At 69.7% G+C, this 15,530-nt stretch carries 13 protein-coding genes and 2 pseudogenes; 8 read left to right on the plus strand and 7 right to left on the minus strand.

Annotation, left to right across the window (positions count from 1 at the left end; genetic code table 11):
- Nucleotides 1-91: pseudogene (locus ACZ6BG_RS38975) on the plus strand (IS5/IS1182 family transposase); the annotation flags it as partial.
- A gap of 262 nt (nucleotides 92-353) precedes the next feature.
- Here ACZ6BG_RS38975 and ACZ6BG_RS38980 read toward each other — a convergent pair.
- Nucleotides 354-518, minus strand: coding sequence for a hypothetical protein (locus ACZ6BG_RS38980; RefSeq protein WP_469011096.1), 165 nt, complete (start codon nucleotides 516-518; stop codon nucleotides 354-356).
- A gap of 389 nt (nucleotides 519-907) precedes the next feature.
- On the opposite strand from ACZ6BG_RS38980, the gene ACZ6BG_RS38985 reads away from it, so the two are divergent.
- Entirely contained in the window at nucleotides 908-2,854 is a 1,947-nt protein-coding gene (locus ACZ6BG_RS38985; RefSeq protein ID WP_469011099.1) for a flavin monoamine oxidase family protein, read from the plus strand.
- A 14-nt stretch (nucleotides 2,855-2,868) separates the two neighbouring features.
- Here the strand turns inward: ACZ6BG_RS38985 and ACZ6BG_RS38990 are convergent, their stop codons facing one another.
- The 3 genes from ACZ6BG_RS38990 to ACZ6BG_RS39000 all read right to left on the minus strand — a co-directional run bounded on the left by ACZ6BG_RS38990 (nucleotide 2,869) and on the right by ACZ6BG_RS39000 (nucleotide 7,325).
- On the minus strand, nucleotides 2,869-4,806 hold the full coding sequence (locus ACZ6BG_RS38990) for a CASTOR/POLLUX-related putative ion channel (protein WP_469011101.1): 1,938 nt from the start codon (nucleotides 4,804-4,806) through the stop codon (nucleotides 2,869-2,871).
- A gap of 534 nt (nucleotides 4,807-5,340) precedes the next feature.
- A complete protein-coding gene (locus ACZ6BG_RS38995) occupies nucleotides 5,341-6,081 on the minus strand; it encodes a bestrophin-like domain (RefSeq protein WP_469011105.1) in 741 nt (246 codons plus the stop codon).
- Between the two features lie 29 nt (nucleotides 6,082-6,110).
- The gene (locus ACZ6BG_RS39000) at nucleotides 6,111-7,325 is read right to left on the minus strand and encodes a hypothetical protein (RefSeq protein ID WP_469011109.1); all 1,215 of its coding nucleotides are present in this window, start codon (nucleotides 7,323-7,325) and stop codon (nucleotides 6,111-6,113) included.
- Between the two features lie 180 nt (nucleotides 7,326-7,505).
- On the opposite strand from ACZ6BG_RS39000, the gene ACZ6BG_RS39005 reads away from it, so the two are divergent.
- Both ACZ6BG_RS39005 and ACZ6BG_RS39010 read left to right on the plus strand, forming a co-directional pair.
- A complete protein-coding gene (locus ACZ6BG_RS39005; RefSeq protein WP_469011114.1) occupies nucleotides 7,506-8,906 on the plus strand; it encodes an alpha/beta hydrolase family protein in 1,401 nt (466 codons plus the stop codon).
- Between the two features lie 38 nt (nucleotides 8,907-8,944).
- Nucleotides 8,945-10,384: a cytochrome P450 family protein gene (locus ACZ6BG_RS39010; RefSeq protein ID WP_469011117.1), complete on the plus strand. Its 1,440-nt coding sequence runs from the start codon at nucleotides 8,945-8,947 to the stop codon at nucleotides 10,382-10,384.
- Nucleotides 10,385-10,487: 103 nt separating this feature from the next.
- Here ACZ6BG_RS39010 and ACZ6BG_RS39015 read toward each other — a convergent pair whose 3' ends face one another.
- Nucleotides 10,488-11,339: a lysophospholipid acyltransferase family protein gene (locus tag ACZ6BG_RS39015; protein WP_469011121.1), complete on the minus strand. Its 852-nt coding sequence runs from the start codon at nucleotides 11,337-11,339 to the stop codon at nucleotides 10,488-10,490.
- Here ACZ6BG_RS39015 and ACZ6BG_RS39020 point away from each other — a divergent pair.
- Both ACZ6BG_RS39020 and ACZ6BG_RS39025 read left to right on the plus strand, forming a co-directional pair.
- Nucleotides 11,338-11,604 (plus strand): acyl carrier protein, encoded by a 267-nt coding sequence (locus ACZ6BG_RS39020; RefSeq protein WP_469011123.1) that lies wholly within the window; start codon nucleotides 11,338-11,340, stop codon nucleotides 11,602-11,604. The genes ACZ6BG_RS39015 and ACZ6BG_RS39020 overlap by 2 nt on opposite strands.
- Nucleotides 11,601-12,803 carry a beta-ketoacyl-[acyl-carrier-protein] synthase family protein gene (locus ACZ6BG_RS39025; RefSeq protein WP_469011126.1) on the plus strand — a complete coding sequence of 401 codons (1,203 nt, stop codon included), beginning with the start codon at nucleotides 11,601-11,603 and terminating at the stop codon, nucleotides 12,801-12,803. The genes ACZ6BG_RS39020 and ACZ6BG_RS39025 overlap by 4 nt, the downstream gene beginning before the upstream one ends.
- Nucleotides 12,804-13,237: 434 nt before the next feature.
- On the opposite strand, the gene ACZ6BG_RS39030 is transcribed toward ACZ6BG_RS39025, so the two are convergent.
- Nucleotides 13,238-13,492: a hypothetical protein gene (locus ACZ6BG_RS39030; protein WP_469011128.1), complete on the minus strand. Its 255-nt coding sequence runs from the start codon at nucleotides 13,490-13,492 to the stop codon at nucleotides 13,238-13,240.
- A 279-nt stretch (nucleotides 13,493-13,771) separates the two neighbouring features.
- Between ACZ6BG_RS39030 and ACZ6BG_RS39035 the strand changes: the two genes are divergently transcribed.
- Both ACZ6BG_RS39035 and ACZ6BG_RS39040 read left to right on the plus strand, forming a co-directional pair.
- Nucleotides 13,772-14,383: a TetR/AcrR family transcriptional regulator gene (locus ACZ6BG_RS39035; protein WP_469011130.1), complete on the plus strand. Its 612-nt coding sequence runs from the start codon at nucleotides 13,772-13,774 to the stop codon at nucleotides 14,381-14,383.
- A complete protein-coding gene (locus tag ACZ6BG_RS39040; protein WP_469011131.1) occupies nucleotides 14,380-14,790 on the plus strand; it encodes a DUF6069 family protein in 411 nt (136 codons plus the stop codon). The genes ACZ6BG_RS39035 and ACZ6BG_RS39040 overlap by 4 nt, the downstream gene beginning before the upstream one ends.
- 515 nt (nucleotides 14,791-15,305) lie before the next feature.
- Here the strand turns inward: ACZ6BG_RS39040 and ACZ6BG_RS39045 are convergent.
- Nucleotides 15,306-15,530: pseudogene (locus ACZ6BG_RS39045) on the minus strand (flavoprotein); the annotation flags it as partial.

Raw genomic sequence — 15,530 nt, forward strand, 5'->3', positions numbered from 1 at the left:
GGACACTGTCTACATCGTCGACGGGACACTGGTGCCCACCCGGGACCGCAGCATCGCGACCTCGAGCAAGAACTACCGGTACTCGACGAACCTGCTCGTATCGTACTCACCGAAGAAGCTCGGCTTCTTCTAGAGGCACACAAAAGGGCGCCTGACCTGGCCTTTGGCTCTCAGGCGCCTTCCGTTCCGCCCGCTCAGAGCAGGGCCCGATTCACTCCGTAACTCCCGGTTCCGCCCACCGTCATCCCGCTCCTGACCGGCTCTTCCGGACCAGTCACGGACCAAAACCCCGACTCACCCCTCAGGCGCCGCACCCTGGCTGACGCGGCCCCACTCCTGCATGGACTGCTCGATCAGGCAGTTGACCTGTTCCTTGACGCCGTCCAGGAGCCCTGCTGCTCGTCGAGCAGGTCGCGGTCGCGGTGCTGCCGCAGTCGGCCGATGCTGTGGCCCACGGCCGCTTCGATGCGGTGATCCAGCTGGGTCAGAGCCTTCTTCGCCGGCTCGTTGCGGGACACATGGAGGATTCTTTGGGGTGTCACGAAAGCCGGTGTGCGAGGCCGCTTGTGCCAAGGGGCAGGCGCACGTCGAGGCGCGTTCCGTGCCGCGTCCCGCCGACGGGGCCGAGGCGGCGAAGGAGGCGGAGCATCGGCTGGTTCGACGCCTCGGTGTACGTGCTCAGGCCGTCAGCATCCGACAGTCCATGGCGACGTATCACGACACCCTGACCCATCACCCAAGACCAGAGAAAGGCCCACGTGGCGTCGGCGATTTCAGAAGGGTGACACAAACGGGCGTAGCCCTGGAGAGTGGTGGACAGCGTCCACGACCGCCGGTCGGGTGATCCGAGTACCCCACTTCTGTGTGCCGTCTCAAGGGCGTTCCGCCCAGGCGCTACACCGGATGGATGCCCACACCTCGCCCTTCCCGTCGCGTCTTCACGAAAACCGTTGCCGGTCTGGCCACGGTCGGTGTGCCGACCGCGGCATCGTTTCCCAGCCACGCCGCTGACACGAGCGGCAGTGTTCGCGCCGCTTCTCCAACATCCGCGGACGCAGCTGCGGACGTGGCACGAGCCTTGCTGGTCCTGGACAGAAACGATCAGCCACTCACCCCTCGCTACAAGAAGATCCTGCTGGGCGGCGGGCTGCCACGCGCCGGTCGGGGTCCCAAGAAGGTGTTGGTCGTCGGGGCGGGAGCGGCAGGGCTCACCGCGGCGCACCTGCTCGACGAGGCCGGTCACGAGGTCACCGTGATCGAAGCGAACGGCAACCGGGCCGGCGGCCGCATCAAGACCTTCCGGACCGGGGGTCACGAGAAGGCCGAGCAGCCCTTCGCCGACCCGAAGCAGTACGCGGAAGCCGGTGCGATGCGCATCCCGGACGTCCATCCCCTGGTGACCGGCCTCATCGATCAACTCGGCCTGAAGCGGCGCAGCTTCCACCTGACGGATATGGGCCGCGATTCCAAGGGAGCGGGTCGGACCTGGCTGTACGTCAACGGCCTCCGGGTACGGCGCGCCGACTACGCGAAGAATCCCAGGGCGGTCAACCGGTCCTTCGGCGTCCCCCGGCACTTGTGGGACGTGCCCGCGTCCCACATCGTCGACTCGGTCCTCGCCCCGGTCCGCGACGAGTTCTCCGTCGTAGGGCCGGACGGCCGACGTGTCGACAAACCCCTGGCGGAGCTCCTGGCGGGTTGGACACGTGTGGTGGAGCAGTTCGGCGAGTGGTCGACGTACCGGTTCCTGTCCGAGCACGCGGGTCTGGACCACCGCACGATCGAGCTGGTGGGCACCCTGGAGAACCTCACCTCCCGGCTGCCGCTCTCCTTCCTGCACAGCTTCATCGGCGCCTCGCTCATTCGTCCTCAGACGCGCTTCTTCGAGATCGAAGGGGGAACCGCCCGCCTGGCCGACGCCTTGCTGGCGCGGGTTCGGCACTTGGTCCGCTTCAACTGCCGGGCCACCCGCATCGCGCACGGCGCGGAGGCTCCGGCCGGCAAGGGAGTGTGGGTCGACACCGTCACCGAATCCGGCGGCGGCCCCGTGCAGCACGAGGAGTTCACCGCCGACGTCGCGATCCTCACCGTGCCCTTCTCGGGGATGCGTCAGCTGCCCGTCTCTCCCCCGCTCTCCTACGGCAAGCGACGGGCCATCATCGAGATGCACTACGACGCCGCCACCAAGGTCCTCCTGGAGTTCTCCCGGCGCTGGTGGGAGTGGACCGAAGCGGAGTGGAAGCGCGAACTGGAGGCGTTCCGGCCCGGCTTGTACGCCGCTTACCGCGACGGCAAGGCACCCACCGACGGTTCCCTGCTGGGCGCCCACCCCTCAGTACCCGAGGGATGGCTCAAGGACACGCAACGCGCGCAGTACGCCGCACGTCGGTCCACCCTGCGCGACCAGCCCGAGGCGACGGCGACCGTGGGCGGCGGCTCCCTCTCGGACAACTCCAACCGCTTCATGTTCCATCCCTCCCACCCGGTTCCAGGAAGCGAGGGCGGCGTCATCCTCGCCTCCTACAGCTGGTCCGACGACGCCCTGCGCTGGGACTGCCTGGACGACGACGCCCGCTATCCGCACGCGCTGCGCGGCCTGCAGGACGTGTACGGCCAGCGGATCGAAGTGTTCTACACCGGTGCCGGACGCACCCAGAGCTGGGTACGGGATCCTTACGCGTACGGCGAGGCCGCCGTGCTCCTGCCCGGCCAGCACACGGCGCTCCTGCCGCACCTGACCAACCCCGAGGGCCCTTTGCACTTCGCCGGGGACCACACCTCGCTCAAACCCGCCTGGATCGAGGGCGCGATCGAGTCCGCCGTGCGCACCGCCCTCGAGGTGCACCGCGCCTGAGCCCCGGCCAGTCGTCATCGTCGTGATGGGCCCGCGTCGCAGCACCGCCCGTCGAGGACGATCACCTTGTCACCGCCCGTCAGGGACAGCAGTGTCGCCTTGTCCGGGTTGACGACGATGCCGTAGTCCGGCCTGCGCTGGGCGTGGCGGGCGAGCCGGTAGCCGATGGCTATCTGATCCCGACGCAGGGCGGCTTCGACCACCGTGTAGAAGGCGACGGTGGCGTGCGGCTGTACGTACTCCTGGGCGGGCCGGAGCCTGATCTGGCATCCCTCGGGATCGAAGAGTTCCTGGAAAAGCCGGTTCAGCTCGGGGTTCTCCGAGGTCTGGGCCATCCGCAGGCTGAGCAGGTTGTCGCTCAGGATGAAGTCGTCGGCGTGCGCGGCCTGCGCCAGTGTGCGGTTACGGTCGTCGGCCATCTCGGTCACCACCGAGAAGCCGTGACCGTGCTGAACGGCCAGGTCGCGCAGGTGCAGCAGGGTCATGAGCGTGCGCGAATCCGTCGCGGACTTGTCGGCCCCTCCACCGTCGCCGACCACCATCACGTGCTGATAGGCAGCCAGGTCCACGTCTTCCAGGACGACACGGTTGGCGGGGTCGGCCGCGACAACACCCAGTTCGAGCTGCGGAAGCCTGGCGCGGAGCCCCTCCACCCGGTCGTGCAGGTCGGGGACGTCGGCGACGATGTCGAGCCGGGAGCCCTCAGGTGCCAGCTTCGCCAACTGGTTCACGGCCTCAGGCGTCCGGGCGTTCCAGCCCAGCAGCAGCACGCGCTCAGGGCGTGGATCCGACGCCTCGTCGGTGACGATCGCCTCGAAGGTGATGGTGGGTACCTCGTCGGTGGGGACGACGGTGTCGTCGTCCTGGGAGATGGCGACGATCTGGTCCGTGGCCAGGATCCCGGTGTCGGCCGGGGGGTTGAGCAGGATCTGTCCGTCGAGGCGGCGGAGTCCGATCACGGTGGAGGTGCGGAAGGCGTACACGGCCTCGCCGAACGTCTGCCCGGCCAGCTGGGGTTGCGCGGACATGTAGATCTCGTCGCCGTCGAACTCCAGGAGTCCCGTGTAGACGATGGACAGTCCGGACTGAAGGCTGGTCTGGACGAGCAGGCGGGCGATGAAGCACTGGGCGCTGACTACGTGGGTGTGCGCACCGCCGGCGATCAGGGCCGCCGGAAGATTGTGGTCGTCCGAGATGCTGGTCACCACGTGCGGCACCGGCCGCCCCTCGTGACCCGTCTCGGCGAGGGCTCCGCTGGTCACCGCGAGCAGGGACTTGATGACGGAGATGTCCGCGTCCTTCTGTTCCGGGGGGAGGACGAGGATCGACCGTGCCTTCCTGGGGCTGACCAGGTCGATGTCGGAGATGCGTGTCGGGTCGCCGGTGCGGCAGACCACCCGTGTCGGTGCGGTGTCGCCCACCCGTTCGCGTATCGCGTCCTCCATCTGCACCTTGTCCTTGGGGGCGAGCACGGTCACGCAGGCGTACTTCTGATTCCGGTTGGCCTCGACGAGCTCCGAGATGATCATGTGGACCTGCTCGGACCAGCCGAGGATGACGGTGTGGTCGCTCTCGACCACCACGGAGCGTCCCTTGCGCAGCTTGGAGAGCTTGCGCTGGATGCCGGCTCCGAGGACCGCGATGAGGGTGCTGAGCAGCAAGATTCCGATGATGGTGATGACCGTCGAGACGATCCGATAGGCGACGCCGAGGGGAGGGTCCGAAGGGGCGTAGTCACGCTGCAACATGCCGGGAGGGTTGAGGACTCGCAGGGTGCTGCGCCACAGGACGGAGGCGGCTCCCTCCTTCCGTACGAGGTCGGGCGCCAGCACAAGGAGCGTGATGGCGTTGAGGAGGGCGAGGGCCAGCATGGCGGCCGCGATGACACCGATCATCGCGGGTGTTCCGCGCGCCATGGCGTTGTCGAACCGGTACCGAAAACGTCGCAGCATGGGCCACCTCCTGGGATACGGGGCACGTCGCGTGCCAGAACCGGGCGCCGTGTGGGCGGCTGGTCAGCCCTCCGCGGCCACAGGGGGCTCCCCGGCTGACGTCGGGGGTGAGGTGGTGGGTCGAGCGCATCGCAGGCGAGGATCCCCCCTGTACTCCAGTCGGGTGACGCACCGTGGCGGAGCAGCCCTCCGTCAGGGCCGTACGCTCCGGGCCCGAAGGGGCCCTCCGGTGAATGGGAGGAGGGAGGAGACGTGTTGCTCCGAGGAGAGCACGTGGGTGCCTTCCAATGCCCCGGTCTCGACGACCACAGGTGCGGTGGCACCGAAGGGGACGATGAAGACGTATCCGCGTCGACGGTCCCACCAGTCGACGATTCCCTCACGCCGCTGCTCCGTCATAGAAGAATCTCCTTCCTCTCACCACACGGGCGTTGGTCGGCACGACGGTCCCTACTCTGCATTCACCTCGGTCCGTCCGCATGGTGACCGGGAGCTGGGCCATCGCCCCGGTTGCAGAGAGCTTGGAGCAGGGAGTCAGAAGTGGCGGACGAACGGAGACGGGTCGACGGCGAACAGGCCGCCGAAGGGGCTGTCCAACTGGTAGACGAGCAGCACCGTGAAGGCGATGAGGCCGGACAGCCCCATCACCATCACGACGTGGGTGAAGCTGCGGCGGACACCGAACATGAACATGAAGGTGATGGTGAGGACACCGCCGACGACCAGGCCGAACCAGATCACCGGCGAAAGCCTCTCCCCCGCGTCGGACTCGCGGCCGCGTCTGGCCTCGTCCAGGGCGCTGAGCTGCGCCAGCGTCTCCTGTCCCGTGACCTGCTGGGCGGGCGTGGCGTCGTCGGGCAGCTGTGCCGACACGCGCACCTGCTCCAGCAGCCGCCAGCCCCGCGGATCCGGTGTCGCGTCTTCGGCCATGGCCGGCCATTCGACGTCCGCGACGTGATGGACGTACTCCTCGACCCCCTGGCGCATCCGGTCGGCCTGCGTGGCGGGCAGGCCCGCGGCCAGGAGGTGGATCTGGTGCGCCGCGCTGGCCTCCGCCGCGACGTGGTCCTTCGCACCGGAATGCGTGTCCCATACCGTGACGAGGGCCAGACCGAGGACGAGGGCGTACAGGACGCCGACCATCATCGAGATGTACTCGGCCACGTCTTCGCGGGGTTCGTCCTCCGGCCCCATCGGACGGAAGCGGTGCTTGATGAGGACGGCCATGGCGGCGAGCAGCGCGACACCAAGGACGATGGCAATGCTTTCGATCATCGGAGCCCCGTCGTGGGTCGATGGCATGATCAGCGTCTGCGCGAGCCGAGTACGGCGGCCGCGACAGCCGCGGGCAGCAGGATGAGGAACAGAGCCGTACCCACACCGAGCCCGGTGGGGGTGTGGTCCGCGCGGACGAACCGGCTGAGCAGCGACTGCGGGCGCCGTTCGGCGGGCGTCGGCTGCTGTGGTTTCGCCGGGCGCAGGCCCACCGGTGGGGGCGGTGCGACGGCGTTGGGCCGAGCCTCCGCTTCGCCGGGTACGGGGATGCCTGGTGCGGCGATGCCGGGTGGGGGCGGTGGCGGGGGTGGCGGAACCAGTGGCGCGACGGGCTGAGGCAGGGCATCGGGAGGGGCGACCTCGCGGGGCGGCCGGTCCGGCGGATCGGGGGTGTGGCCCGGCGGTCTCCGTCGTGGAGGGGTCCGGGCCTCCCGGCCCGGCAGCTCAAAGCGCGCCGACGCGTGTGCCGTCAGCCGGGGAGGCGGCATCCACCCTCCCCCGGAGTCGATGGTGCGCAGCCGATCGGTGCCCTCGACACGGCCTTGGCTGCGGTAGGTGCCGGGAGGGCGCCGCACCTCGGCGGTACACGTCGCCGTCCCCAGCGGGGCGAGCGGCGGCAGCGCGGAGCGGCCGCCCCCGCAGTCAGTGCGGTCCCGGCGCAGCAACGGGTCCGTCAGACGGGCACCCCACACGGAGCGGTTTCCGGTGTTGGTGACGCTGTAGCGGATCCGCGCCCGGTCGGGTCCCGTCACCCGAACCTCCTCCCGCAGGGCCAGTGCGGCACCGACCCCGGCGTACCCGGAGCGCGCCGTCGCCACGACCCTGGCCCGCAGGTATGGCTGCCATCCGATGGCCCGCACCGCACCGGCGCGGGCACCGGGCCGGGCGATCCCTGTCGCCGTGCACCGCGCCGTACGCAGTCCCGTCAGCAGGGGAACCTTGTCGCGGCCGCCGGGACAGCGGACGCGGGCCCCCGCCATGCCGGGGTCCTGGATACGCAGGTCGTGCAGGTCGGCGCTACCGCGGTTGACCAGGCGGTACGACGCCAGCACCGGCGTCCCGGTGCGGATGCCCGGATGCTGTGCCCCCAGCCCCGGACGGTTGTTGACCGTCACCGTCAGTACGAGCCCGTCCGATGAGGGGCCGTCGGCGGCCGAGGGCCCGGCGGCCGACCAGCAGGCCGCTCCCAACAGGAGACTCGTCAGCAGCCATCGCGTCACCTTCCCCTTGCGCGGACCGATCATCACACCAGGATGCTGGTCGCGGGACGCACGGTCGGCCACCGCGACCGCGCACACCGCGCGATGCACCCGAACGGCCCTCGCGCTCCTGCCGTCAGATGGTGTCCCGGTTGTACTGAGAGGGGCGGCGCCACCGAGCGGACCGGCCCTTGCATCCGCACACGTTCGAGCGAGGCGGGCACGATGACAGCCGACACAGCAGCCGAGGCAGCCGACCGGATACCCGCCGGCACTCAGCCGCCCCTCCCTACCGACGCGCTGGTGGAGGCCTCGATCCTCCTGGCGGATGCCGCGCTGGCGGCACGCAGAGCCGGAGCGGAACTGACCGCGGCCTGCTCCAGCTGGAGGCTCGGAATGCAGGCCGTGCGCCGACCGCTGTGGGGGCTCGGCACGGCCCTGGCCGCGGGGCGTGCCGTGACGAACTCCGCGGGCCTCGGGTTCGCCGTCAATGGCGGCCCGGTCGGCGAGGTCGTCCGTTTCATGGGTACGGTCACGCGTCGCAGAGCGGCCTCCGTGACGATGGCGGTCGACGCGTTCGCCCTGCGCATCGAGGCGGCCGCCGCCGAGCATCCCAACTTGGCCGCTCCGGCCGCCAAACGGCTCACTGACGCGGCCGTGGCCGGCCGCAGGACGGCGGTGCTGCGTGCGGCCAGGGAACTGGTGCAGGTGCACGGCATCACGCGCACCCTCACCACGATCAGTCCCGTGGTCATGGAACTGCTCGCGCTCCTCGCACTCTTGGACGAGAACCCGACCAACGACAGCTTCGCGTGGGTGACGCTCGCCGGAGGCGTGCCCACCACCGAACCGGTGCTGGGACTGCCCCGGGCGTTCATCGAGCGTTTCAGCCAAGGCCCGGGACGGGCCGAGCGCGCCGAGAGTGACGCTCTCCTGGCGCGGGTCCTGTCCCGCTCCGGCAACGACATCGTCAGCTACATCGACGACATCTCCGCACTCGGCAACCACGGCCTCACACTTCTGCGGCGGATCGAGTGCGTCGACGGCGCCGAACGGTATGTCCTGCTGCTGCCGGGCACCAGCTTCGGGGGGCTCAAGAACAGCACCCCCCAGGACCTTGTCGGGGCCTTCGACAACCTGCTGCGCGTCGACACCACCTACACCCGGTCCGTCATGTCCCTCCTGATGCGCGCCGGGGTGTCCGAGGGCGCCGAGCTCATGATCGTCGGGCACAGTCTCGGCGGGATCGCCGCCATGAACCTGGCGTCCGACCTGTCCTTCGTGTCCCGGTACCGGCTCACCCATGTCATCGGCGTCGGAGCTCCCATCGACACCAAGCGCCCGGTCGACCCCGCCGTCCAAGTGATCAGCCTCGTCAACAAACACGACGTGATCCCCGGTCTCGACGGTCGCGGCCCGGCTTCGGCCACCCGCCTCCCTGACGGCTGGGTGGAACTCTCATGGCTGGACGAGACGTACGACTACCCGCTGTCGCACGCCCCGCAGACGTACGCCTCCACCTTGCGCGACAGCCAACCGCGGCACCGCACACAAGTGAACGAACTCATCACCATGTACGACGGCGAGATCGTCGGCAACCAGCCCTATCTGCTCCTGGACAAGTGACCCGCCATGCCCAGAAAGCGCGACCGAGGAGACAGGCAATGAACGCCGGCGACACCAGCACCGCACCACGTCGGCCCACCACGGCGTGGCCCCTGGAGAACGCCCTGTTCAGCGCGGCCATGGCCGCCCAGCGCATCTCCTGGATCGATGCCCCGGCCCGGGCACTGGGCCTCACGATGTTCACCCGGCAGTATCTGACGCGCCAGGTCCTCGCCCAACTGCGGCGTACCGCGCGCCACCGACCGCTGCTGCTCCACACCGCGTTCGGCACGTTCGTGACTCCGCTGAACACGGAGGACGCACGGAGCCTGATCGGCGCGGCGGAGGAAGCCGGTGCCCGCGGAAGCGTCACCGGCGTGACCGCCCGCGGTCACCGCCTGCGCCTCACGCCGCACGCGCCGTTGCCCGTCGCGCTTGCCGCCCTGCACTCACGGGCCCGGTCGACCGCGGCCGAGGCGGCACCGGAACTCCTCGCCCTGCGCGGTCCCGGCGCCCGTCTGGCGCACGGCGACTGGTCTGCCGTCGCCCGACGGGCCGCGCGGCGGATCGTACTCGGTGACGAGGCCGCCGACGACTCGCTCGTCAGCGACATCCTGGACCTGACGTCGCATGCCGCGGACGCCACCGAGCACGCCACTCGACTGGCCGCGTTGCGACGGCGCCTCGACCCGTACCTCGACGATCCGGCTGCGGAGTCACTCGTGGCCGCGGTGCCGGACGACGACACCCGGCGGGGCGTGGTCGAGCACGCCCTGGAGATCGTCACCCGCGCACTGACCGACACGGTCTTCCAGGCCCTGGCGCTCGCCTCGGCCCTTCCGGTCGCTCCGGCCACCGACCGCGTCGAGCAGGCGGTGTCCTCCGCACTGCGCCACTACCCACCGCTGTCCGCCACCGTGCACGAGGTGTCCGCTCCCTTCCGGTGGCGCGACATGGGCATCGCTTCCGGCACCGACATCCTGTGCGCGACCGCCTGGCTGCGCGACTTGGACAACGAGCACGGGCACGGTGATGACGGCCCGTCGGCATCGCTGTGTGCCGCACCGGTGCCGTGCGCCGCCGCCGAACTGGCGGTCCTGGCCGCGACGGAGGTCACCCGCGCCGTACTCCGACATGCCGAACCTGCGGTGCACGCCCTGCGGATCGACCCCGGTGCCCTGCCCGCCGAACTCCACGCCGACTCCCTCGACCTCGCTCTCACGGACATCGACTCGCGTGTCGGCGTCCTCGAACGGGGCCTGGCCTCATTCACCCCCGGCACGGGAGGCGGGATTTCTGCCCGTCACGCCGCGCTGGCCCACGACAGTGCCCGCAGCCTCGACGAGCAGGCCCGGCAACTGGCGGACTGCGCGAGGCAACCCGACTGGAATCACGATGCCTTCGGAGAACAATGCCGGATGACGCTGCTGGCCCATGCCGAACGCTGCGCCCGCGCAGCCGAGGATGTGCGCCGTGCCGCCCAGTGGCTGGAGAGATAGCCCTGCCTTCAGCCAAGCCTGGCCGAGACCGGAGAGGTAACCCATCAGCCGAGCCAGGCAGAGGCCTCAGCAGCATCCCATCAGCCAAACCGGACAGACGCCGTCACCAGAAGGCGGACGTCCGGCGGCGCACGTCGCGGTCGACCATCCCCTGCACGGTGAACCAGACCTCGTCGCACAACTGGCGCGTGGCGGCGGAGCGTTCGGCGAAGGAATCACCGGCGGCGGGGGCAGGCACTGGTTCACCGACGGTGATCCGCCACTTCGCTGGGAGCGGCAGGAGCGTGGTGACGGGGAAATAGGGGAGGTCGAACCGGCGGGCCAGCGACGCGATGCTGCCCAGCTTGGGATAGGTCTCCTCGGCCCCCACGATCGACACCGGAATGACAGGCACCTGCGTCTGTATGGCGGTGACCGCGAATCCGGGGCTGAAGGGACGCAGCCGGTAGCGCTCGGAGAACGGCTTGCCGACCCCGTCGAGTCCCTCGGGGAAGATCCCGACGAGGTGCCCGTCGGCCAGTCGGTCGCTGCCCAGTGTGGGGTCGTCGGCGAAAGCGCCGTGCTGCCGTGCGTAGGCGGCCACCGGAGGCAGCCGGAAAACGATCGAGGAGGCGTAGAAGTACACGGGTCGCCGCAGTTCCCGGTGCAGCAGGTTGTGCAGCACGAACGCGTCCAGGCCCCAGGCCCCTGAATGGTTGGCGATCAGCAGGGCAGGACCGCGATCCGGGATGTTGCCGAGTCCGGACACCTCGACCCGTAGATAGTCGTCGGCCAACCAGTCGAGCACTCTGCTCAAGGCGTCGGTGGTGATCCTGTCGAGCGGTCTTGGATTCGATTCCTCCATAAGATCTGACTCTCTACCGAATATGGGTGACCGCAATATCGCGAAAGCCAACCAGGTGGTCCCCTTGAGTGTCGGCCCGCTCATGGGTCCATCGCTCAGGGAAGGCGCCATGAATTCCTCCGCTACACCGCCTCCAGCCAAGACAGCACGATCCGCGGATCTCATCGCGGACCTGATCGTCGACAAGTTCCAGGTCGACCGGGCCGCCATCAGGGCGGAGACTCCGATGACCGACCTGCTCATCGATTCGCTGATGGTCGTGGAGATGGCCATCGCGCTCAAGGACGAACTGGGCATCAGTGCAACGGAGGACGAGCTGCGCGCACTCACCTTCGCCGAGTTCACCGCACGCGCCGACCAGCGATGTGCCCGGTGAGCCGAGAAACCGGCGTCATCGTGACCGGGATCGGCCTGGTCACAGCGGCGGGCAGCGACGTGGAATCCACCTGGGACGCCGTGTGCGAGGGCCGCGCCACGGCCCGCAGGGATCCGGAACTGCGGGACCTTCCGGTTTCCCTGAGCTGTCGCGCGGACCTCGCGGACTCGGTGCCGAAGCACAGCCCCACGCTGCGGCCCGATCCCTGCGCGCGCCTGGGCCTGACCGCTGTCGCCCAAGCGCTGGAGCGGGCCAAGCTCGATCCAGCCGACTGGGACCCGACCCGCGTGGCCGTCGTCACGGGCTGCTCTCTGGGCGGCATGCACTCCGCGCACGTCGCCGCCGAGAGGTTCGCCGCCGGCGGCCCGACGAGCGTGTCGCCGTACTTCCTGACCGGCTATCTCATCAACATGGTGTCCGCCACCATCGCCCTGCACCTGGGCGTGCGAGGCCCCGTGCTCAACGTCGCGACCGCGTGCGCGTCCGGCGCCACCGCGCTCGGTACGGCCCGTGATCTGCTGGCCTCCCGCCAGTGCGACATCGCCGTGGTGTGCGGCGCCGACGCCGCTGTCACCCCGTCCGTCGTCACCGGCTTCACGCAGTTGGGCGCGCTGTCCGACCAGGGCTCACGCCCGTTCGACACCGCTCGTGACGGATTCGTCATCGCCGAGGGCGCGGGAGCCCTCGTCCTCGAACGAGCCGAGCATGCGGCCGCCCGCTCCGCCCCGCGCCTGGCGCGGTTCCTCGGTTTCGCGGCCACCACCGACGCCCACCATCTGGTCGCGCCGCATCCCGAAGGCCAGGGCGCCGAACGGGCGCTACGTGCCGCGCTCGTGGAAGCGGGCGTCAGCCCCGGCGAGGTCGACCACGTCAACGCGCACGGCACCTCCACGCATCGCGGCGACGCCGTTGAGGCAGCACTGCTGGAACGCTTCTTTCCCCACTCCCCTTCCGTGACCTCCGCCAAGGGCACCCTGGGCCACTCGCTGGGCGCCGCGGGCGCGGTCGAGGCAGCCCTGACCGTGCTCGCGTTGCGTGCGGACATGGTCCCGCCTGTCGCCGGGCTGCGTGAACCCGACCCGGCCTTCGACATCGACCTCGTGACCAGGTCACCCCGCCAGCAGGAGGTCACCGTCGCGGTGAGCAATTCCTTCGGCTTCGGCGGGCACAATGCGGTCGTCGTCCTCACAAAGGCGTGACGCGGCGTTTGCCGACGGTACCGCTGTCAGCGGCACCGCTGCCGGCGCGGCAACGTGAATTCGACGGATCCGACGGAGTGCGGGCATGACCGCGCGCCTTGCTGTTCGGCCTTCGGTTCGCTGCACCCGCGCCTGCGGCGCTGCACATGACTTCGTGGAGAGACACATGGAAAGCGCTGGTGACGACGGACACGATACGACGGTCTGCGGTCCTGGCGGCGTTCAGTGCGGGCTGTCGCCGAGGGCGGCATGGCCCTCCTCGTCGGCGTGACGTTCCTGCCCGCGGAGACGGCGAGTGCGCAGGCCCCGGCCGGGTGCCGGGCCGTACCAGTGGCAATTGGAGAAGCACCTGAAGCTGAAGCAGGACGGCATTCAGTCCGAGGCGGAGTCTGCTTCGTCCTCGTCCACGGCGTGGGAGCAGCAGCACTGGATGCTCAGCCGCGGGTCAGCTCGACGTCGGCCGGCAGGCGCAGGATGAGGACATCGGTCGGCTGCTCCAGCTGTTCATGAACCTCGGCGATGCAGCCGGTCGGCCTGTCGCCGGCGACGGCAAGGAGCTGCGCATCCGCCTGCCGAACTCGGCGGTGAGCATCCAGAATTGCCCGGTGGTGAGGGTTCTCCTGCGCGAGGTCGAGTCCGGCGATGGTGGCTGTGACGTCGTCGAGGCCGGAGGGGAAGTGGGTCGTCAAGGAGTTCGGGAACGGCTTTCGACGCCCTAGCCGACTCCGGAGACTCCGAAAGCATTACTCGAGCACAACATGGAGCTCGAATGCCGGACAACTCAGGTGAGCCATCACGGCCCACGCCGCACCCGTTCAGCGAACACGGACAGTGAAGGGCGCCGCGTCCCCACCTCACTCTGGCCCGCTTGTTGGGCTGCCGTCAACAAGCAGCCGAGTGGGAAAAAGTGAACGGAGTGAGGACTCACTCATTGACGGAGTGAGGACTCACTCCGTACTCTCGTGGTCATGACAGCACCCAAGGAGAACCAGACCCCCCGCCGCCGAGCCCCCAGCATGTCGCCGGAACGGCGCCGCGAAATGATCATCCAGACCGCGATCCCACTGATTGCCGAGTACGGCGCCGCGGTGACGACCGCGAAGATCGCCCGCGCCGCGGGCATCGGCGAGGGCACGATCTTCCGGGTCTTCGCTGACAAGGACGAGCTGCTGGAGGCATGCATGGCCGAGGCGCTCTCCCCCGAGCACGCGGTCCGCGAGCTCGACGCGATCGACGTATCCCAGCCGCTGCCCGACCGGCTCGCCGAGGCGGCCGAGGCGCTGCAGGCACACATGGACAGGATCGGCGCGATCCTCGGCTCGCTGGGGCATCGCGGCGGCAAGCACCCCGGCACGGTGCGCGGCGCAGGCCGCGACGATTCGATGACCCGTATCCGCGCGGCCCTCGCGGAGCTGCTGGAGCCGGACAAGGCGGCCCTGCGCCGACCGCCGGAGCAAATCGCGGCCCTCTTCTTCGGGCTCCTCTTCACCCAGCCGCGTACGGAGGACGAGCCCGACCTGACCCCGCAGGAGCTGGTGGAGGTCTTCCTGCGCGGGGCGCTCTCGGGGGGCGCCCAGTGAACGCGTGGAGAGGGCGCCTGGGAGTCACGGCCCTGGCCGCCCTGGCCCCCGTCCTGGTGTGGCTGGTCGCGGACCCACTGCTGGGGCACCGGCTGCGGATCGCCGACGGCGAGCAGAGGCTCGACATCGGCGCCGTGCCCGTGGCGGTCGTCGCACTGCTCGCGTCGCTCTCCGGCTGGGGGCTGCTGGCCGCCCTGGAGCGGTTCGCGGCGCGGCGCGCCCGCGCCATCTGGACCGGGGCGGCCGGTGTCGTACTGGCCCTGTCCTTCCTGCCGTTCATCGGCGACGGCATGGACGGCGGCACCCGGGTCTTTCTTGCTCTGATGCACGTGGCGGTGGCGGCGGTGCTGATCCCGGGGCTGGGCGGCAGGTCCCCCGGGGCGGGAGCCGGTGCTGCTGGGGGATGACCGCCAGCGGCAAGTACGCCGCGAACAGCACCAGATGGAGGCACGTCGCGCGACTAAGGATGACCGTCAGAGCGCCCAGGGTCAGGGGCTCGACGTCCGGTGGTGCCGCAAGTCCTGCCCCGCGCCAGATCTCTTCGCCGAGGGCGGCGGAAAGGCGGCCACGAAGCTGCTGATTCCCCTTGGCCAAGCGGATGTTGCGGTCCTGCGCATGCGCGAGGTCGGCAAGCGATGAGGGTCGGCTGACAGTCTCGCCGGTGGTGGGCGCTGGTTCCGCGGCTTGGGTGTGGATCATTTCGAGGAGGCCGCGGTGCCGATAGAGGAAGGTCCGATCGACGCCGGCCCGGCGGGCGATGAGCTGCAAGGCAAGCACACGAACGCCAAGCGCACTGCCCCTTCCTGGAAGACCGGCTCCACATTCTGCGCGGCGCCACTCAACCTGCTCGGCCTGGAGAACACCGCGCACGACGATGGGCCGCGCGGAGCGTGTCCGCGCGGCCCATCCGTTGCGTCAGCGGTCAGCAACCACCGGACGCAGCCGGGGCGCTGGTGCCGGCCTGGAGGGTCGCGGGAGCGGTGCAGCATCCTCCGCTCTGCTCGGTCTCGGGCTCGTCGAACAGTCCTGCGCCGCCGCAGACCCCGGTCTCGGGCAGGGTCAGTTCGACGCGTTCGGCGGCGTCCTGGTCGCCGGCGAGGGCTGCGGTGATGGAGCGGACCTGCTCGTATCCGGTCATGGCGAGGAA

This window comes from Streptomyces sp. NPDC041205 (assembly GCF_055591765.1).